Source organism: Agrobacterium sp. a22-2, assembly GCF_012276985.1.
Taxonomy (GTDB): domain Bacteria; phylum Pseudomonadota; class Alphaproteobacteria; order Rhizobiales; family Rhizobiaceae; genus Allorhizobium.
Genome location: NZ_JAAXMM010000010.1, coordinates 233201 through 252496, shown reverse-complemented (window position 1 = coordinate 252496; position 19296 = coordinate 233201). Strand labels below are relative to the sequence as shown.

The window sequence follows — 19296 nt, the reverse complement described above, 5'->3', positions numbered from 1 at the left end:
CTCCCCCAGCCCCAGCCGACGCCCCAGCATGCGCAGCGCCAGTCGCGCGGGCAGTTTGATGGCGATCCAGAGGAGCGTCAGCGCCAGAGAGGCGAGTGCCGCGGCAAAGGCATAGAGCCCGTAGCCGAGCTTCAGCACCGTCTTGCCGAGAAATTTCAGGACAGTGGACGATTCGCTGCCGAAATGGCGGGTGACGCGTTGCAGTTTGCGCAGGTCTTTTGGACCGTCGGCAATCGACAGGGCCGCCACGGACGCCCTTGCGCCGCCGCGCTTGCCGATATCGCCGAGCACCTCGGCATCGTCCAGCAGGGTGCGGGCGGCGGTCTTGTCCAGCGACTTGGCCGCTGCATTGCGCACCTTGCCGAGCCCGGTCACCCCTTCGTCCGCCACGGCGGTCAGTTCACGGCGCAGCACCTTCATGTCAACGACGCGGGTCGCGGTTTTGGTCAGATAGGTGGTCAGCGGCCGCGACAGCTTGCGGGCCCGATAAGCGTTCTTCAACAGCGACAGGCCGGCATCCGGCAGGGCACCGGCACCGGCCGAGCCATAGGTGGCCGCCGTCAGCCCGAGGCCGGCGGCCGACAGGCCGAGCAGCAACGGATCGTAGTCGCGCCCGGCCATGTAGGCGACGCCCTGAACGGAAAAATCCCGGAGATCGCCGACGCCAACCAGATCGCTGGCGACCGAGCCGGCAATCTCCTCGCCGCTATCGAAGGAACCGAAGACAAAGCCGCGCGCCGCGCGGCTGCTCGACACGAAGGCGCGGGTGGCAAAACCGGGCACGGCCCGTTCCCGCAGATCAGGCGGCAGGTCATGGCCGTAGCGGGTGGCAAGCGTGCAGAGATCCTCGGCATAGCCATAGTCCTCCGCCGCGATCGCCGCTTCGATTTCCGCGACAAATCGATCGGAGCCGGCCATATAGAGCCGGTATTCGGCCAGTCGCACCGGATCAACCAGGCCGAAGGTTATGCCGGTGCGATAAAGTGCCAGGCCCTGCTCACCGAGCAGCCAGACGGCCGCCAGCAGCGACAGCCACCGTGCCATGCGCCACAGTCTCCACAGGGTCGCTTTCAGCAACACCACTGGCAACTCCCGGGTCGGATGGAGAAGATCTGATGCAAAGGCGCTCGCACGGTTGGCCTGTTTCAACGTCATGCCCTGGATATCAGGGCTTCCGGGCTTTTCGATGACCTTTCCGGCCCGCCGCCCTTGACCTTGCCGCTTGCGACCGCAGTTGTTACCAGCAAGCGCAAAGAATGACGCAAGGAGACAACAGATGCGACAGCATGGTTTTGGAAAGACAGGATTCACCGTCAGCGAAATCGGCTTCGGCGCCTGGCAGATCGGCGGCTCGTGGGGAGATGTCAAGGAAGCCGACGGCCGCGCCGCACTCAATGCGGCGCTGGATGCCGGCATGACCTTCATCGACACGGCCGATGTCTATGGCGACGGCCGCTCGGAAAAGATCGTCGCCGACGTGCTGAAATCGCGCACCGGTCCCCGGCCGATGGTCGCCACCAAGGCCGGTCGGCGGCTGAGCCCGCATGTGGCGGATGGCTATACCAAGGCCAATCTCGAAGGTTTCATCGACCGCAGCCTTAGCAATCTCGGCGTCGAGACGCTGGACCTCGTGCAACTGCATTGCCCACCGACCGAGGTGTATTATCGCCCTGACGTGTTCGGCGCGCTGGACGATCTCACCAAGGCCGGCAAGATCCGCCATTACGGCGTCAGCGTCGAAAAGGTCGAGGAAGCGCTGAAAGCGATCGAATATCCCGGCGTGGTCAGCATCCAGATCATCTTCAACCTGTTCCGCCAGCGCCCGGCCAATCTGTTTTTCCAGGAAGCCAAACGCAAAAATGTCGCCGTGATTGCCCGCGTGCCGCTGGCGAGCGGCCTTCTGTCCGGCAAGATCAGCCGCGAAACGGTGTTTGCCACGGACGATCACCGCAGCTTCAACCGCCATGGCGAGGCCTTCGATGTCGGCGAGACCTTTGCCGGCGTGCCGTTCGAAGCCGGCCTTGAGGCCGTCGAGGAGATCCGCAGGCTGGTGCCGCAGGGCGGCTCCATGGCGGCGTTGGCGCTGCGCTGGATCCTGATGAACGATACTGTGACCGTGGTCATCCCCGGCGCCCGCAATGCCGCCCAGGCCAAGGCCAATGCCGAAGCCTCCGATCTGGCCGCGCTCTCGGCCGAGGTGATGGCGGCAGCCCGCGACACCTACGAGCGGCTGATCGCACCGCATGTGCATCAGCGCTGGTAGGGTTTGGCGGGTTTAGTTGCCGCGCGTTTGCAGGCGGCACCTGCTGCGATCCCCATTCCCTACATGCCGGCGCATGGAACACTTCGGGCGCGCTTCGATATGCGACCCCCCCTCTGCCCTGCCGGGCATCTCCCCCACACGGGGGGAGATCGACAAGCGGTCAACTCTCTGCCTCCCGTCAACCTCAGAATTCGCGGACATATTTCTTGGCCTTTCTTGCTCCAACATGAGCGAGAGGCGTGGGCCGGCGCTCCATCCGATCTCCCCCCGTGTGGGGGAGATGGCTGGCAAGCCAGAGGGGGTGCGCTGGCTCTGTCCCCATGTTCAAGGGGGATTCGGCCGAACGTGTACCGCGTTCAGCGTTCACCATATGCCCAATCCATAAGCACATCGCGAAAGCACCCAAAATTTGATCATTGCCCCCGTTGCGACTGCGCCCCGGCTGGACTAGCCTCGCTGAAACGCCCCCGCCAGCCAGGAGCCAGACAAGTCCATGAGCGCCCTCTTGCAAGCCCGTTCCGTCGAGACGGCCGCCCTGCCGGTGATCGACATTTCAGGCCTATCCTCGTCCAAGCCTGAGACACGCGCCGAGGTGGGAGCGGCCTTGCGACAGGCATGCCTCGAAAAGGGGTTTTTCTACTGCGCAGGGCATGGCATTCCACAGGGATTGATCGATGCGGCCTTTGCCGAGACCAGGGCCTTTTTCGACCGGCCGATCGACGACAAGCTCGCCGTCGACAAGGCGCAGTCCTTCTGCAACCGCGGCTACGAGCATCTGCGCGGCCAGACGCTGGAGCCGGGCGCGCCGGCGGATCTCAAGGAGGGTTATTATATCGGGCCGGAGCTTGGACCCGACGACCCGCGCGTGGTGGCGCGCCGCTTCAACCGTGGCCCCAACCAGTGGCCCACGGATCAGCCGGGCTTCCGGCCCACCATGATGGCCTATTTCGCCGCACTCACCGATCTCGGCGAGCGGCTGATGCGCGGCATGGCCCTGTCGCTCGGCCTGCCGGAGAACCATTTCGATGCCTATTGCCGCGAACCGCTCGGCACGCTCCGGCTTTTGCATTACCCGCCGCAGCCGCAGGACGCCGCGCCCAACGAAAAAGGCGCCGGTGCACACACGGATTTCGGCGGCCTGACGCTGCTGATGCAGGACGACGTCGGCGGCTTGCAGGTGTTCGATGCCGATGACGGCAGCTGGATCCATGCCGAGCCGATCCCCGGCACCTTCATCGTCAATCTCGGCGACATGATCGCCCGCTGGACCAACGAGCGCTACCGCTCGACGCTGCACCGGGTCGTCAACGAGAGCGGACGGGAGCGCTATTCGATCCCGTTCTTCTATGTCGGCAATCCCGACCATGTGGTCGAATGCCTGCCGAACTGCCTTGCCCCCGGCGAACAGCCGAAATTTCCGCCGATCACCGTCGAGGATCATCTGAAGGCCATGTACCAGCGCTCCTACGCGCCGGCCGCCAAGGGATGAGCGGAACACCCCTGCCCGTGTTGCTGATCCATGGCGCCTGGCAGGGCGCCTGGGTCTGGGAGGATTTTTCGCCGCTGCTGGCCGAAGCCGGCTTTCGGCCTGTTGCCATCGACCTGCCCGGCAATGGCACCGACGATACGCCGGCAGAGAAGGTCACGCTCGAGCTTTATGTCGATCATCTGAGAACAATCATCGAGGCGGTCGGTCGGCCGGTCGCGGTGATCGCCCATTCCGGCGGCGGGGTTGCGGCCTCTGCCCTGGCCGAGGCCGTGCCGCAATCGATCCGCGGCCTTGTCTATGTCGCCGGCATGATGCTGCCGTCGGGCATGGGGTTTGGCCAGCTGGTGCGCGAGGCGCTGGCCGAGCACCCGGAGGCGGCCGGCATCTCCCCGCATCTGATCTGGTCTGCCGACCGGCTAACCAGCACCGTGCCGCCCGAGGCGGCCATCCGGCATTTCCTGAACGACCTGCCATTGGACATGGCAGAGCGCGCCGCAGCCCGCCTCACACCGCAGCCGGAACGTGGACGGGCAACGGCACCTCATCTGACGCTACCCCGTTTCGGCAGCGTCCCCAGGCTCTATGTCGAGGCAACCGAAGACCAGTCGGTGTTTCTCTACCTGCAACGCCGCATGCAGCAGTTGGTGCCCGGTGCTGCGGTCGCCACGCTTGCCACCGGCCACGCGCCGCATGTCTCGGCGCCCGAGGCCCTGGCCGAACCGGTGATCGCCTTCCTGCAAGGGCTTTGATCCGCAGCCCCCGAAACGCCAGAAGGCCGGGCGATCGCTCGCTCGGCCTTCTGCTTGCTGTCGTCTTGGGAGGACGAAGACTTAGTTGGTGCCCTTCAGGTCGACCGGGAAGAACAGCGTCTCGCCGGAGGAGTCGTCCACGCCGTCATTGTCGGTCACGGCAAAGGCCTTGCCGCTCGCGTCGAAGGTGAAGCCTTCCAGCTTGTCGACGACGTAGCCGTTGGTCACTTTCAGGTCCGGGATGAAGTCATGGACTTCTTCCTTGGCCACCAGCGGCAGCTTTTCGCCCAGCTTGGCCGGCTTCAGGTCGGCAATGGCGACGCGGTAGAGCTTCTTCAGCTTGGCATTGTCGCCAACCTGGTTGTCGCGCTCGACGATATAGACGTGATCACCGTGGGCGGTGATTTCCGACAGGCCGACCCAGCCGGCTTCGGTCTTGTCGAGCGGGTAGCTGACAGCGCCCCATTCCTTGGCCTTGATGTTGTAGGAGACGAGCTTGACGGTGCCCTTGTCGTCATCCTTCCATTCGCGCTGCATGGCCATCCACAGCGTCGCGTCGTCGCCCTTGCCGATCAGCGTCACGCCTTCGAAGCCGAAGCGGGTCTGGCCGGCCAGCAGCTCGACCGGAAGACCGATCTCGGCCTTGATCTCGCCCTTGGCGTCGACATTGTAGAGGCCGTGGCCGACGAGCTTGGCAGAATCGCCTTCGGAGGCCAGCCAAAAGCCGCCCTTGCCATCCAGCGTCACGCCTTCGATGTCGAGCTTCTGCGCTGCCTGGCCACCGCGGGTGACCGGCAGAGCCGCCGTGATGACGGCCGGTGTCTGGTTGGCGTCGATGGTGAAGATGGTCGGCTGCATGCTGTAGAAGCTGTCGTTGACGGCATAGAGCTGGCCTGCCTTTTCGGCATCGCCGACCAGACCGGACAGGGCACCCCAGCCGATCGGCGCGCCATCGACGAGTGCGGACTGGATCATCGGATAGGCCGCTTTGCCTTCGCCAAGCTCATAGAGCATGACATGCGAGCGCGGGCCGCCGTCTTCGCCGAGATCGACTTCGTTGGCGGTGACCAGCAGGTTGCGGGCCGGAATGGCCACGGCACCTTCCGGCGAAACGCCCGACGGCAGGATCTGCACGAGTTCCGGCTCGGCACCGGTGTCCTTGTAGACGCCGACGACCGAAGCGCGCTCGGAGAGCACGAAGAAATACTTCTGGCCGCCGAAGGTTGCCGCCTCCAGGCCTTCGAGCTCGACGCCCTTGGACTTGGCGCGCTTGTCGGGGAAATGGCCGATCTGGGCGATGGCCAGTTCCAGCGAGGGGCCGGATTCGTAGGCAACCTTGCCGGTTTTGTCGAAGATGGTGAAGCTGCGCGAACCGCCTTCGTAATCGCCTTCATTGGCCACCACGAAGCGGTTGTCGTCCAACCACTTCAGGGCGTCGGGCTCGCGAAGCACGCCGTCCTTCTTGCCGGTGAACTTCAGCGCGCCGTCCGACTTGGTGTCGATGCCGGCGAGATCCACGGTGCCGGCCGGGAAATGGGTCGTGACCGTGCCGGTCTTGCCGTCGACGATGACGATTTCGTTGTTTTCCTGCAGCGTCACGGCGATTTCGCCGAGGCTGTTGATCGAGACGAATTCCGGCTCCGGATCGTCACCGGCAATGCCGGCCAGGCCGGTCATGGCGACATGCTTCACGGAAGCGCAATCGACGGTACCGTCCTTCAGGCCGACGATCACCAGATCGCCCGCCGGCATCTGCGGCAGCTTGCCTTCGTTCAGCTCTTCGTCGCGCTCGTTCTCGATGGCGATGACGGCAAAGCTCTTGTCCGGCGAGATTGCAACCGAATCCGGCTGGCCGCCAAGATCGCAGGTCGAGTCGATCTTTTTGGAGGCGATATCAACGACAGCCAGGCGGCCAGACGGCTTGGCCTTGCTTTCGGACGTGTTGACGGCGACCAGGACCTTGTTGCCGATGGCGGCAACCGAGGTCGGCTCGCCATCCATCATCACCGCGCCGCCGGCCTTCGGGGCCTTGGCGTCTTTAATGTCGACGAAACCGATCGCGCCGAGCGGGCTGTCGGAATAGACCAGCGTCATGCCGTCTTCGGATGCGGTGACGATTTCCGCCGAGGTCGTGGAGAGCTTGTCCTTGTCGGCCGGCAGATTGGTGGCGACCGGGAAGGATGCGATGCGGTTAAAGACCTGCTCGGCGCTGGCCGGTACGGCGACCGAAGCCAGCAGGGCAGCCGTGAATGCGGCGCGGGAAAGATTAAAAGCCATGGGGAAACCTCCTGTTTCCATGAGAAACCAACAGGAGGCTTTTGCGTCATGCGGATGACAGGCACATGACAGTTGTTCCGTTTTGTCGAGATCGGGGCACGGGCCGCCAATCAGGTGGTTTTCGTCTCCCGCTCCTTGCGCAATTCGCTGCTCATCGGGAACGAATGCCGGCTCGGCTGGAACAGTTCAATCGCTACCGCCGGACAAGCGAGCGGGCCATAAAAAACCCGGCACGGTGGCCGGGTCTTCTACATCGTCGTCCCGTCCGAGCGGCAATCCTTGAATTGCCGTTCGGACGGAAAATCGATTAGCTGTTGCAAGCGTCCTTGAGACCCTTGCCAGCCGAGAACTTCGGAACGTTGCGAGCCGGAATGTCGACTTCCGCGCCGGTCGAAGGGTTACGGCCCTTGGAAGCTTCGCGACGCGAAACCGTGAAGGCGCCGAAGCCTGCGAGACGAATGTCGCCGCCGGCCTTCAACTCGGACTGAACCGTTTCGAAAACGGCGTCCACAGCGGAAGCGGCGTCAGCCTTGGTGAGGCCGGCCTTCTCGGCGACTGCCGATACGAGTTCATTCTTATTCATGTTTCCACCCTTTCTGATTGGCATGAAACGACTCAAAATTTACAAGTCGGGCGGACAATACGCATGCTTGTGCCCGTCGCAACCCAAAAGCATCGCAATGACCTGAAAAACAAGGAGGTTTGACGAGTTTACACAAAAAAGGCTGGCAAATTTGCCAGCCTTTTTGTCGTGAGTGTGCCAATTTGGCAAGATTGTGGCAAATAAAGCCTAATGCGCCAAGGTTTGGCCGAATTCATCGACCCCCTCAACGGTCCCGACCGCCGGGGTTTCAACGGTTCCGTCCCACTCGATCGGCTCGGGAATCCGCAACAGGGCATGGGCGATAACCTCACCCATACGCGACACCGGAACGATCTCCAGATTGTTCTTCACATTGTCCGGAATGTCCGCCAGATCTTTGGCGTTTTCTTCCGGAATGAGAACCTTCTTGATACCGCCGCGAAGCGCTGCCAGCAGCTTTTCCTTCAGGCCGCCGATCGGCAGAACCCGGCCGCGCAGCGTGATTTCGCCGGTCATGGCCACGTCCTTGTTGACCGGAATGCCGGTCATGATCGAGACGATGGCCGTTGCCATGGCAACGCCTGCCGACGGACCATCCTTGGGCGTCGCACCTTCCGGTACGTGCACATGGATGTCGGACTTGTCGAAGCGTGGCGGTTCGATGCCGAAATCGACAGCCCTGCTGCGGACGTAGGAGGCAGCAGCCGAGATCGATTCCTTCATGACCTCCTTCAGATTGCCCGTCACCGTCATACGGCCCTTGCCGGGCATCATGACGCCTTCGATGGTCAGAAGCTCACCGCCGACTTCGGTCCAGGCAAGGCCTGTCACGATGCCGACCTGGTCATGGCCTTCCGCCTCGCCGTGGCGATAGCGCGGCACGCCCAGGTAATCATGGATGTTCTCGCCGGTGATTGCCACCGACTTCGACTTGCCCTTGATGATCTCGGTCACGGCCTTGCGGGCGAGCTTCATCAGCTCGCGTTCAAAGCTGCGCACGCCCGCCTCGCGGGTGTACTGCTGGATGATCGCGACGATGGCGCTGTCGGAAACCGAGAACTCCTCGGGCCGCAGGGCATGCTCCTTGATCGACTTCGGCAGCAGATGCCGCTTGGCGATCTCGAGCTTCTCGTCTTCGGTATAGCCGGCGATCCGGATGATCTCCATGCGGTCCATCAGCGGCGCCGGGATGTTCAGCGTGTTGGCCGTGGTGATGAACATCACGTCGGATAGATCGTATTCGACCTCCAGGTAGTGGTCCATGAACGTCGAGTTCTGTTCCGGATCCAGCACCTCCAGCAGAGCCGACGACGGATCGCCACGATAATCCTGGCCGAGCTTGTCGATTTCATCGAGCAGGAACAGCGGATTGGACTTCTTGCCCTTCTTCATCGACTGGATGACCTTGCCGGGCATCGAACCGATATAGGTACGGCGGTGACCGCGGATCTCGGCCTCGTCGCGCACGCCGCCCAGCGCCATGCGGATATATTCGCGGCCGGTCGCCTTAGCGATCGACTTGGCGAGCGAGGTCTTGCCGACACCCGGAGGGCCGACCAGGCACAGGATCGGGCCTTTCAGCTTGGTCGCACGGGCCTGCACGGCGAGATATTCGACGATGCGTTCCTTGACCTTGTCGAGGCCGAAATGATCCTCGTCGAGGACCTTCTCGGCAGCGTTGAGATCGACCTTGATCTTCGACTTCTTGTTCCAGGGCAGACCCAGCAGCACGTCGAGATAATTGCGCACGACGGTGGCTTCGGCCGACATCGGGCTCATGTGGCGCAGCTTCTTCAGCTCGCTCTCGGCTTTTTCCTTGGCTTCCTTGGTCAGCTTGGTCTTGGCGATGCGCTCTTCCAGTTCGGCCATCTCGTCGCGGCCGTCCTCGCCGTCGCCGAGCTCCTTCTGGATCGCCTTCATCTGCTCGTTCAGGTAATATTCGCGCTGGGTCTTTTCCATCTGGCGCTTGACGCGCGAGCGGATGCGCTTTTCGACCTGAAGAACGGAAATCTCGCCTTCCATGAAGCCGAGCGCCTTTTCAAGACGCAGCTTGACGCTGACCGTCTCCAGCATTTCCTGCTTCTCGGTGATCTTGATCGACAGGTGGGAGGCGACCGTATCGGCGAGCTTGGAATAATCCTCGATCTGGCTGGCAGCACCAACCACTTCGGGGGAGATCTTCTTGTTGAGCTTGACGTAGTTCTCGAACTCCGAGACGACGGAGCGCGACAGCGCCTCGATCTCGACCGGATCCTCGTCAGGTTCGCCCAGAACATGAGCCTGGGCTTCATAGAACTCTTCGCGGCCGGTATAGGAATCGATCTTGGCGCGGGCGCGCCCTTCGATCAGCACCTTGACCGTGCCGTCCGGCAGTTTCAGCAGCTGCAGAACATTGGCGATCGTGCCGACCTCGTAGATCGCCGAGGGCATCGGATCGTCGTCGCCGGCATTGATCTGGGTGGCGAGCATGATCTGCTTGTCCGAACCCATGACTTCTTCGAGGGCGCGAATGGATTTTTCGCGTCCCACGAACAGCGGCACGATCATGTGCGGGAACACCACAATGTCGCGCAGGGGCAATACCGGATAGGTATTCGCCTCGGTTGCGGCAGACGTTACATTCGTCATTCTATTTCCTTTCCATCGTCCCGTTGCCGGGCACAGAACCCACGGGCAAATACCGCGGGGCAGGTCTTTCTCTCGCACTGAAAGTGGAGTTCCATGACAGTGAATTCAAGCCTGCCGGCTGCGGCCACCGGCAAATTATGACAGTCATGTCACAGACAAAACGCAACAAAACAAATAATCCGCCCAGCTATCGCGTGGCTTGCGCGCCGTCGCGGCATCTCTGCCCCGGGCATGGACGCTTTGAGCAGGCCCAGTGACACCTATGAAAGCGAACATGGATTCTGTTCTAAACCAATAGAAACAGACTGGAAACCGGCCAGGAACACAATTCTGCAGGCCCTGCCCGCCCCTTGCATCACTGTTGACGCACAAGCATGTCTGAAAATGCAAAGAGCCCGCCGAAGCGGGCTCTCCAACTCTTGCAAATCGCCCAAGGTCAAGCCGAAGCGTTGGCTTTTTCTTCCTGGCGATCCGCGTAGATGTAAAGCGGCCTCGACGAACCACGCACGACATCCTCCGAGATGACGACTTCGCGAACCCCTTCGAGTTCCGGCAGTTCGAACATGGTGTCGAGCAGGATCTTCTCCATGATCGACCGCAGTCCACGGGCGCCGGTCTTGCGGGTGATGGCCTTGAGGGCGATTTCGCGCAGGGCGTCCTCGTGGAAGGTCAGCTCGACATCTTCCATCTCGAACAGGCGCTGATACTGCTTGACCAGTGCGTTCTTCGGCTCCGACAGGATCTGGATCAGCGCGTCGGCGTCGAGATCCTCAAGCGTTGCCAGAACAGGCAGACGACCGATGAATTCCGGAATGAGACCGAATTTCACCAGATCTTCCGGCTCCAGCTCGCGCAGGACTTCGCCGACACGGCGGTCTTCCGGTGAGGTGACCGTCGCACCGAAGCCGATCGAGGTCTTTTCACCCCGGGCCGAGATGATCTTGTCGAGACCGGCAAAGGCGCCGCCGCAGATGAACAGGATGTTCGTCGTGTCGACCTGCAGGAACTCCTGCTGCGGATGCTTGCGGCCGCCCTGCGGCGGAACCGAGGCAACCGTGCCTTCCATGATCTTCAGAAGCGCCTGCTGCACGCCTTCGCCCGAAACGTCACGGGTGATCGACGGGTTGTCGGACTTCCTGGAGATCTTGTCGACTTCGTCGATATAGACGATGCCGCGCTGGGCACGCTCGACATTGTAGTCCGCCGACTGGAGCAGCTTCAGGATGATGTTCTCGACATCCTCGCCGACATAACCGGCTTCCGTCAGCGTCGTGGCGTCCGCCATGGTGAACGGCACGTCGATGATGCGGGCCAGCGTCTGGGCAAGATAGGTCTTGCCGCAACCGGTCGGCCCGACCAGCAGAATGTTCGACTTGGCCAGTTCCACGTCGCCGCCCTTGGAGGCATGCGACAGGCGCTTGTAATGATTGTGCACCGCCACCGAGAGAATCTTCTTGGCCTGTTTCTGGCCGATCACATACTCGTCGAGGATCTTGATGATGTCCTGCGGCGTGGGAACGCCGTCGCGGGATTTCACCATCGAAGACTTGTTCTCTTCGCGGATGATGTCCATGCACAGTTCGACGCATTCATCGCAGATGAACACCGTCGGCCCAGCAATCAGCTTGCGGACCTCGTGCTGGCTCTTGCCGCAGAACGAACAATACAGGGTATTCTTGGAGTCACCGCCGTTGCTTCCGCTGACTTTGCTCATAACTTTTTCCTTCCGGCACGCCGCACATCCGCCTTGACGGAGTGCAGTCCACTTACACCGCCCCGCGGGCCGCTCCATTGCGGAGCCGGGGCTGCCTCACTCTCCAAGGTACTATCCGGTTCTCAGAGTTCACATTCGAGAACCGGCGGCAACGAAAACCTCTTCGAATCGTCAGACTATGTCACAAAAACTCAACATAGCCTTAATAGTTACTATTAGCGCGTTCGCAGCCAGTTTAAACCCCCTCTTTCATACAAGCCGCCACGATCCGTTCACACGGACGTGAATGGCCGGGATGACATCAGGCCGGCACTGCGCCTTCCATTTCCAGACGCGAGGTCAGGATCTTGTCGATCAGGCCCCATTCCTTGGCTTCGCTGGATTCCAGGAAATGGTCGCGGTCGAGCGTGTTTTCCACTTCCTCATAGGTCCGGCCGGTATGCTTGACATAGACCTCGTTGAGGCGGCGCTTCATCTTGATGATGTCGCGGGCGTGACGCTCGATGTCCGATGCCTGACCCTGGAAGCCGCCCGAAGGCTGGTGCACCATGATGCGGGCGTTCGGGGTCGCAAAGCGCATGCCCTTTTCGCCGGCGGCCAGCAGAAGCGAGCCCATGGATGCCGCCTGGCCGACGCAAAGCGTTGAAACGGCAGGACGAATGAACTGCATCGTATCGTAGATCGCCATGCCGGCGGTAACCACGCCGCCCGGAGAATTGATATAGAGCGCAATTTCCTTCTTCGGGTTTTCCGCTTCGAGGAACAGCAGCTGGGCGCAGACCAGCGAAGCCATGTGGTCTTCGACAGGCCCGGTCAGGAAAATGATGCGCTCTTTCAAAAGACGCGAATAGATATCGTAGGAGCGCTCGCCGCGGTTGGTCTGCTCCACGACCATCGGCACGAGTGCCATGGCGGTATCAACTGGATTTCTCATGTCCGTCCTTTATAGCCCATATCCCAAACACAGTAGACGCGGCGGGAATCAAATTTTAATCCTGTCAATCCCTACATAGAGTGTCCGGACCCCCGACTTCAAGACGTGAGCATCGGATATCCTTAATGTGCCGACGCCTGCCTGCCTTAGTCGGCATTTAAGCCCGTGACCATCGCGGCAGCCGCGGTATGGGCCGCACCCACAGAAATGCCGCAGTCTATGGTGAACAATTGGTAGTCACCCAAAGAAGTCGCAATACCCTGTGCGTAAGCCAGAACCCGGCAGGCAGCGTTAAGGACTCCTTTCCAAGTTTGCGCCAACGTCGTGGCATTCAAAATGCTGAGGCCCTTTTTCCGTGCTCGATATCAAGACAGGATTCATTCTCTGGTCGGCTCAAGCCCTGACCGTTGCAGGATTGCTTGCGGCTGTCTGGCTGCACGACCGCTCCCAGCGGCATTACGCTGGCTGGAGCGCGGGATTCGCCGCGCACGGACTGGGCGTCGCATTGGTGGCTCTGCGCGGTCACATCCCCAATTTCATCTCGATCGAATTCGCCAACACCCTGGCGCTCAGCTGCTTTTTCTTCTGGGCATACGGGCTGCGGCAATTCGATGGGCGATCCGTACCGCCCTATGCCGCCATCCCTGCACTGCTGTGGATTGCCGGGATGCTGTTGCCGCCGATCCACGACAATCTCGGCTATCGCGTTGCCCTCTACAATTTCGGAGCCGCCACCGGCTTTTTCATCCTGGCCTTGACCGCCTATACGGGTCAGTTCAGTTCGCACAAAAGGCGGCGATTGATATCCGCAATATGGTGCGTGCAGGCGACCAGTTGCCTGGCGGGCGCCATCGCCAATACCATTTCACCGCCGCAGACGCTGCAGGGCGCCCAGATCTTCGGGTTCACGGGGATCGTTGCCATCTTCTGCTTCGTGACCTCGCTGCTGATCGGCGCACGCATCATGATGGATCGCTCGGAGCAGAAGCTTCAGCAACTCGTCCGCACCGACCCCCTGACCGGCGTCCTCAACCGGCGCGGCATTATCGATGCCTTCGGCGAGATACGCGGCACGGCGTCCGCCGCTCAGCCGCCGATGATTGCGCAATTGCTGTTCGATCTCGACCATTTCAAGCAGATCAATGATCTGCATGGCCATCAGGCCGGCGATTGCGTGCTGATCGCCTTCTCGGCGATCGGCCAGAAAATCATCGGCGCACTGGGCGTTTTCGGGCGCTCCGGCGGCGAAGAATTCAGCGCCATCCTGCGGACAGGCACTGTCCGGGAGGCGGCCCGACTGGCCGAGGCGATCCGGCAACAGCTCGCACAGACCAATATCGACACGCCGAAGGGGCCCGTGCAGGTCACAGTCAGCATCGGCATCTCGGTCATGCCGGCCCGCACCGCCGATCTCGACCAGTTGATGAGCGGCGCCGACCGCGCCCTCTACAAGGCGAAGGCGATGGGGCGAAACCGCACGGCCGTGCTGCGGGGCGACGCGATCGTCTGCATTCCGGCCGCCGACCGGGCCGGCACCGCCGATGAGATCGATCTCGACGCCGACCGCCAGGTGACCGCCCTTAGGCGCGTCGTCGGCATGACCACCGGCGACCGGGACACGGCCGCCACCTGATCGGGCTCCGCTCCCTTTTCCGCTTTCAAGGATTGCGATAAAACGCCCGCATGACAATGCCTTCCTTTCTCACGATCGACAGCGCCACCCGCCGCGTCAGCCTCGATGGGCGCGACCCGGCCTTCTTCAGCAATCCGAACCGGGTTTATGCCGCGCTCCATGCGCAGTGTCCGACCTTTTACTGGGAGGAGCAGAAACAGTGGTTCTTCACCGGCTACGACCATGTCAACGCGCTGCTGCGTGATCGCCGTTTCGGCCGGCAGATCCTGCATATCGCCAGCCGGGAAGAGCTTGATATGGCCGAGCCGGCGGCCCATACCCGCCATTTCGATGCGGCGGAGGCCCATTCGCTGCTGGAAATCGAACCGCCCGAGCATACCCGGCTGCGCACCCTGATCAACCGCGCCTTCGTGTCCCGCCATGTCGAGAAGATGAAGCCGGAAATCGCCGACCTCACGCATCGGCTGATCGACCGCTTCGAGACGGACGGCGAGACGGAGCTGCTCTCCTCGTTTGCCGAGATCATCCCGGTCACGATGATCGCGCGGATGATCGGCATTCCGGAAGAGATGGGGCCGCAACTGTTGAAATGGTCGCATGCCTATGTCGGCATGTATATGTTCAAGCGCAGCCATGCCGACGAGATCGCCGCCGACCAGGCGGCGCTGGAATTTGCCGCCTATGTCAGGGACATGATCGCCAAGCGCCGCGCCGAGCCGCGCGACGATCTGCTGACCCATATGATCCACACCGAACACAAGGGCCAGTTTCTGACGGAAGACGAGCTGGTCTCGACGACCATCGTGCTGCTCAATGCCGGGCATGAAGCGACCGTGCACCAGATCGGCAATTCGGTGCGGATCATTCTCGAAAGCGGCCTGTCTCCCGTCGAGATGTTCCGCGACCCGCAGGCGACCGAGCGCACCGTCGAGGAGGCGCTGCGCATTTGCGCGCCCGTGCACATCTTCCAGCGCTATTGCCTGGAGCCGGCGGAGATCGACGGTGTGTCGTTCAAGCGCGGCGACAAGGTGAGCCTGATCCTTGCCGCCGCCAATCTCGATCCGCAGAAGTTCACCGATCCCTTGACCTTCCAGCCGGGCCGCGCGCAAGCGGCCAACCTGTCCTTCGGCGCCGGCATCCATTTCTGCATCGGCGCGCCGCTCGCCCGCCTGGAACTGAACCTTGCCCTGCCGATCCTGTTCGAACGACTGCCGGGTCTCAGGCTCGCGGCGGAGCCGAAGGTCAAGGACATCTACCATTTCCACGGTCTGGAGCGGCTTGATCTCAAGTGGGACCGGGCCTAAGCCGCCGACCTGACACCGTATCGCGGTGCCGGCTTGTTCAGGGAGAGGTGCGGCGCCATGGCGCCTCGGGCCGTCTCGTAGGCGTCGTACAGGGCCTTGTCCGCCAGCGACGGGATGGTGATCAGTTCTCCCTGGTCGAAACCTGCCAGCGCCGCATCGACCAAGTCGCCGGCGTCCATGACCATGTTCTGGTCGAGATTGTCGATCGAGCCGCCGACGCGGTCGAAGATTTCCGTGCGGGTCAGGCCGGGCAGCACCGCCTGGATCCGCACACTCGTTCCGGCGAGTTCTGTCGCCAGCGATTCGGTCAGCGTCAGGACGAAAGACTTGGTGGCGCTGTAGGTGCCGTTGAAGATCTGGGGTACAAGGGCGACCACCGAGGCCGTGTTGATGATGGCACCGGATCCGCGCTGCACGAAGGCCTGTGCTGCGGCGATGGCGAGCCGGTTCGTCGCGACCACGTTCAGCTCGACCATCTGGTCGAGGTAGTCGATATCAGTCTTCAGAAGCGGGCCTTTCGGGCCGATGCCGGCATTGTTGATAAACAGCGTGATGCCGGCATCCTGCCGCAGGCGTTCCTCCACCTTGCGCACATCGGCCCGATCGCCGAGGTCTGCCTGGAGAACCTGTGCCTTGACCCCGTAATCGCCGGCAAGCCTCTCGCCGAGCTTTTCCAGCCGCGCGACATCGCGGGCAACGAGGATGAGGTCATAGCCGCGCCTTGCAAGGCGGTCGGCATAGACGGCGCCGATGCCGGATGAGGCGCCGGTAACAAGGGCAGTTCCGAGGGTCGAGGTCATGATTTTCTCCTGGGTTTGATTTTACTGGTATATACCACTATATTTATGCGGGGAATTTCAGAGCGCAAGAGCCGCCTCGACATTTTTGTTGGCGATGCCGCCGATGGTCGACTAAGCCGGTGGTGACCGGCGCCGGGCGGCGAGAAAAAAGGTGAAAGACATGGACGACACAGACAATGCCATCTGGCTTCACTGCACCAGCAGCGCGGTCCGGCGCGCGGCCCGCCAGCTTGGCCAGCTCTACGACGATGCGATGGGAGAGACGGGGCTGAGGGGCACGCAGTTTTCGCTGCTGTCGCAGATCGCCCATGCGGGCGAGCCGACGCAGAAGGCGCTGGCCGAGGCGATGGTGATGGATCTCTCGGCGCTCGGGCACACGCTGAAACCGTTGATCCGCGACGGACTGGTGGAACTGGTGCCGGACCTGAAGGATCGCCGCGCCAAGCGCGTGCGGCTGACGGCGGCCGGGGCCAAGCGCCAGAGCGACATGGTTGCGAACTGGAGGGTGGCGCAGACGCGCTTCGACGCAGTCTTCGGCAAGGAGGAATCCGAAGAGCTGCGCCGCACCCTGGCGCTCATCGCCTCACCGGATTTCGCCAAGGCCTTTTCGGACCTCGAAGATCAGGCGTGATCGTCAAAGCCGGATCACGTAATCCTTGCGAGTCGTTTCAACCACTTCCCATGTTCCCTTGAAGCCGGGCCTGAGGATCATGCGGTCGCCGGCTTTCAGATGCACGGGCTCGCCGCCCTCTTCCGTCACGATGGAATGACCTTCGAGAATGGAGAAATATTCCCACTCGTCATAGGCGATCCTCCACTTGCCGGGCGTTGCCTGCCAGACGCCGGCATAAAGGCCGCCCGCGGCTTCTTCCAGGTTCCAGGTGGTGAAGCGCGGATTGCCGGAGATCAGCCGGTCGGCGGCAGGCGCGCCCTCCTCCGGCTCGACGCTCGACAGATCAAAGACGAGGCTATTGCTCATGCTTAACTCCTTCGCGCCGCATCCCGGTCAGGACACGGCGCGGTTGGGTTTGGGTCAGATCCGGGCCAGTGACTGTTCCAGATCGCCGATGATGTCTTCCGGATCCTCGATGCCGATCGACAGGCGAACGACATCGGGGCCGGCGCCGGCGGCGATCTGCTGTTCCTCGGTCAGTTGCGCATGGGTGGTGGAGGCCGGGTGGATGATCAGCGAGCGGGTGTCGCCGATATTGGCCAGATGGGAGAACAGCGTCAGTCCGCCAACCAGGGCCTTGCCGGCCTCAAGCCCGCCCTTGATGCCGAAGGTGAAGACGGAACCCGCCCCCTTGGGCGAATAGCGGGTCTGCAGGGCATGGTTCGGATCGCTGTCGAGGCCGGCATAATTGACCCAGGCGATCTTGTCGTGCTTCGACAGCCAGGTCGCCACCTTCATGGCGTTGTCGCAATGGCGCTGCATGCGCAGCGGCAGCGTCTCGATGCCGGTCAGGATCAGGAAGGCGTTCATCGGCGCGATGGCCGGCCCCAGATCGCGCAGGCCGAGCACCCGGCAGGCGATGGCGAAGGCGAAATTGCCGAAGGTCTGGTGCAGCACGACGCCGCCATATTCCGGCCGCGGCGAAGACAGCATCGGATAGTTGCCGGATTTGGACCAGTCGAACGTGCCGCCATCGACGATGATGCCGCCCATGGAATTGCCGTGGCCGCCAAGGAACTTGGTCAGCGAATGCACGACGATATCGGCGCCATGCTCGAGCGGACGGATCAGGTAGGGGCTGGCCATGGTGTTGTCGACGATCAGCGGCAGGCCATGCTTGCGGGCAACGGCCGCAATGGCGGCGATATCGACGAAGGTGCCGCCCGGATTGGCAAGGCTCTCGATGAAGATGCCGCGGGTTTTGTCGTCGATCTCAGCGGCGAAGCTTTCGGGATCGGCGGGATCCGCCCAGCGCACCTGCCAGCCGAAATTCTTGAAGGCGTGGCCGAACTGGTTGATCGAGCCGCCATAGAGCTTGCGGGCCGCGACGAAATTGTCGCCCGGCTGCATGATGGTATGAAACACCAGCATCTGGGCGGCATGGCCCGAGGCGACGGCAAGCGCTGCCGTGCCGCCTTCAAGGGCTGCCACCCGTTCTTCCAGAACCGCCTGGGTGGGATTCATGATGCGCGTGTAGATATTGCCGAACTGCTTCAGCCCGAACAGGGCGGCGGCATGGTCTGAATCCTGGAAGACATAGGCCGTCGTCTGGTAGATCGGCGTGATGCGTGCGCCCGTGGTCGGATCGGGCTGCGCGCCGGCATGCACGGCAAGCGTGGCAAAGCCCGGATTGTTGCTGGACATGGAAACCTCCCTATTGCTGCTTTTACGGCGCGATCATAGCGAGCGGCGGGGCGATTTAAATCGCAAAGTTTGGCCGGCAGCCAAAATGGTGTTTCGTCACATTTGATCGAAATCAATGCGTTCACGCCATGCCGGGCGGACACTGTCTGCCATTGACGGAGGGTCGGCTATGAATATCGCAACCAATGACGCGGCACGCAGTGCCGTTTTCCGCATTTTCGACTGGGTGGCCAAGGGCTGGGAGCGCGCCAGCGAAGCGGACATGATCGCGTCGCTCGACGACGAGACCATCCGCGAGATCGCCCATGATTGCGGCATTCAGCCCGACCAGTTGATCGCCCTTGCCAAGGCTGGCCCGCATGCCGCCGACGAAATGCCGGCCATGATGCGGGCGCTCGGTATCGATCCGATGGAAGTCGAGACGCATTATCGCGAGCAGTTCCGCGCCATGCAGATCGACTGTTCCAACTGCACGTCGAAGGACGAATGCCGCCGGGACCTCAAGGCCGGCACTGCCGCCCAGCATTTCAACGACTACTGCGCCAATGCCGATGACCTCAGCAGCTTTCGCGCCTCGCCCGACATGCTGGCGGACTGACCGTCAG

The 19296-nt window shown here is 62.1% G+C and carries 16 protein-coding genes; 7 read left to right on the top strand and 9 right to left on the bottom strand.

The genetic code is table 11. The features are described from left to right. A partial coding sequence (locus HFC70_RS17415) for a hypothetical protein (protein WP_210259307.1) occupies nt 1-1083 on the bottom strand: 1083 nt, incomplete at its 3' end. 193 nt (nt 1084-1276) lie between these two features. Between HFC70_RS17415 and HFC70_RS17410 the strand changes: the two genes are divergently transcribed. From HFC70_RS17410 to HFC70_RS17400, 3 genes are all read left to right on the top strand, one after another. Then, nucleotides 1277-2263 (top strand): aldo/keto reductase, encoded by a 987-nt coding sequence (locus HFC70_RS17410; RefSeq protein ID WP_168474542.1) that lies wholly within the window; start codon nt 1277-1279, stop codon nt 2261-2263. Nucleotides 2264-2756: 493 nt separating this feature from the next. Then, on the top strand, nt 2757-3752 hold the full coding sequence (locus HFC70_RS17405; protein WP_168474541.1) for an isopenicillin N synthase family oxygenase: 996 nt from the start codon (nt 2757-2759) through the stop codon (nt 3750-3752). Continuing rightward, nucleotides 3749-4501, top strand: a complete 753-nt coding sequence (locus tag HFC70_RS17400; RefSeq protein WP_168474540.1) for an alpha/beta fold hydrolase — start codon at nt 3749-3751, stop codon at nt 4499-4501. The genes HFC70_RS17405 and HFC70_RS17400 overlap by 4 nt, the downstream gene beginning before the upstream one ends. 81 nt (nt 4502-4582) lie before the next feature. Here the strand turns inward: HFC70_RS17400 and HFC70_RS17395 are convergent, their stop codons facing one another. The 5 genes from HFC70_RS17395 to clpP all read right to left on the bottom strand — a co-directional run bounded on the left by HFC70_RS17395 (nt 4583) and on the right by clpP (nt 12637). Then, nucleotides 4583-6778 (bottom strand): esterase-like activity of phytase family protein, encoded by a 2196-nt coding sequence (locus tag HFC70_RS17395; protein ID WP_168474539.1) that lies wholly within the window; start codon nt 6776-6778, stop codon nt 4583-4585. A 307-nt stretch (nt 6779-7085) separates the two neighbouring features. Continuing rightward, nucleotides 7086-7361 (bottom strand): DNA-binding protein HupB, encoded by a 276-nt coding sequence (hupB, locus tag HFC70_RS17390; protein WP_168474538.1) that lies wholly within the window; start codon nt 7359-7361, stop codon nt 7086-7088. A 207-nt stretch (nt 7362-7568) separates the two neighbouring features. Next, nucleotides 7569-9989, bottom strand: a complete 2421-nt coding sequence (gene lon, locus HFC70_RS17385) for an endopeptidase La (RefSeq protein WP_168474537.1) — start codon at nt 9987-9989, stop codon at nt 7569-7571. Between the two features lie 436 nt (nt 9990-10425). Then, on the bottom strand, nt 10426-11703 hold the full coding sequence (clpX, locus tag HFC70_RS17380; protein WP_168474536.1) for an ATP-dependent Clp protease ATP-binding subunit ClpX: 1278 nt from the start codon (nt 11701-11703) through the stop codon (nt 10426-10428). A gap of 301 nt (nt 11704-12004) precedes the next feature. Further along, nucleotides 12005-12637, bottom strand: a complete 633-nt coding sequence (gene clpP / locus HFC70_RS17375; RefSeq protein WP_168474535.1) for an ATP-dependent Clp endopeptidase proteolytic subunit ClpP — start codon at nt 12635-12637, stop codon at nt 12005-12007. Nucleotides 12638-12992: 355 nt separating this feature from the next. Here clpP and HFC70_RS27285 point away from each other — a divergent pair, with 355 nt between their 5' ends. Both HFC70_RS27285 and HFC70_RS17365 read left to right on the top strand, forming a co-directional pair. Continuing rightward, nucleotides 12993-14270, top strand: a complete 1278-nt coding sequence (locus tag HFC70_RS27285; RefSeq protein WP_168474534.1) for a GGDEF domain-containing protein — start codon at nt 12993-12995, stop codon at nt 14268-14270. Nucleotides 14271-14320: 50 nt separating this feature from the next. Further along, complete coding sequence (locus tag HFC70_RS17365; RefSeq protein ID WP_168474533.1) at nt 14321-15574, top strand: cytochrome P450; 1254 nt, start codon at nt 14321-14323, stop codon at nt 15572-15574. On the opposite strand, the gene HFC70_RS17360 is transcribed toward HFC70_RS17365, so the two are convergent. Then, on the bottom strand, nt 15571-16374 hold the full coding sequence (locus HFC70_RS17360) for an SDR family oxidoreductase (RefSeq protein ID WP_168474532.1): 804 nt from the start codon (nt 16372-16374) through the stop codon (nt 15571-15573). The two genes, HFC70_RS17365 and HFC70_RS17360, sit on opposite strands and share 4 nt — an antisense overlap. Nucleotides 16375-16534: 160 nt before the next feature. Between HFC70_RS17360 and HFC70_RS17355 the strand changes: the two genes are divergently transcribed. Beyond that, nucleotides 16535-17005 (top strand): MarR family winged helix-turn-helix transcriptional regulator, encoded by a 471-nt coding sequence (locus tag HFC70_RS17355; RefSeq protein WP_168474531.1) that lies wholly within the window; start codon nt 16535-16537, stop codon nt 17003-17005. A gap of 3 nt (nt 17006-17008) precedes the next feature. Here the strand turns inward: HFC70_RS17355 and HFC70_RS17350 are convergent, their stop codons facing one another. Both HFC70_RS17350 and HFC70_RS17345 read right to left on the bottom strand, forming a co-directional pair. Beyond that, a complete protein-coding gene (locus HFC70_RS17350) occupies nt 17009-17353 on the bottom strand; it encodes a cupin domain-containing protein (protein WP_168474530.1) in 345 nt (114 codons plus the stop codon). Nucleotides 17354-17407: 54 nt separating this feature from the next. Then, nucleotides 17408-18691, bottom strand: a complete 1284-nt coding sequence (locus tag HFC70_RS17345; RefSeq protein ID WP_168474529.1) for an O-acetylhomoserine aminocarboxypropyltransferase — start codon at nt 18689-18691, stop codon at nt 17408-17410. A 169-nt stretch (nt 18692-18860) separates the two neighbouring features. On the opposite strand from HFC70_RS17345, the gene HFC70_RS17340 reads away from it, so the two are divergent. Further along, nucleotides 18861-19289: a DUF6455 family protein gene (locus tag HFC70_RS17340; RefSeq protein ID WP_168474528.1), complete on the top strand. Its 429-nt coding sequence runs from the start codon at nt 18861-18863 to the stop codon at nt 19287-19289. Nucleotides 19290-19296 lie beyond the last annotated feature (7 nt).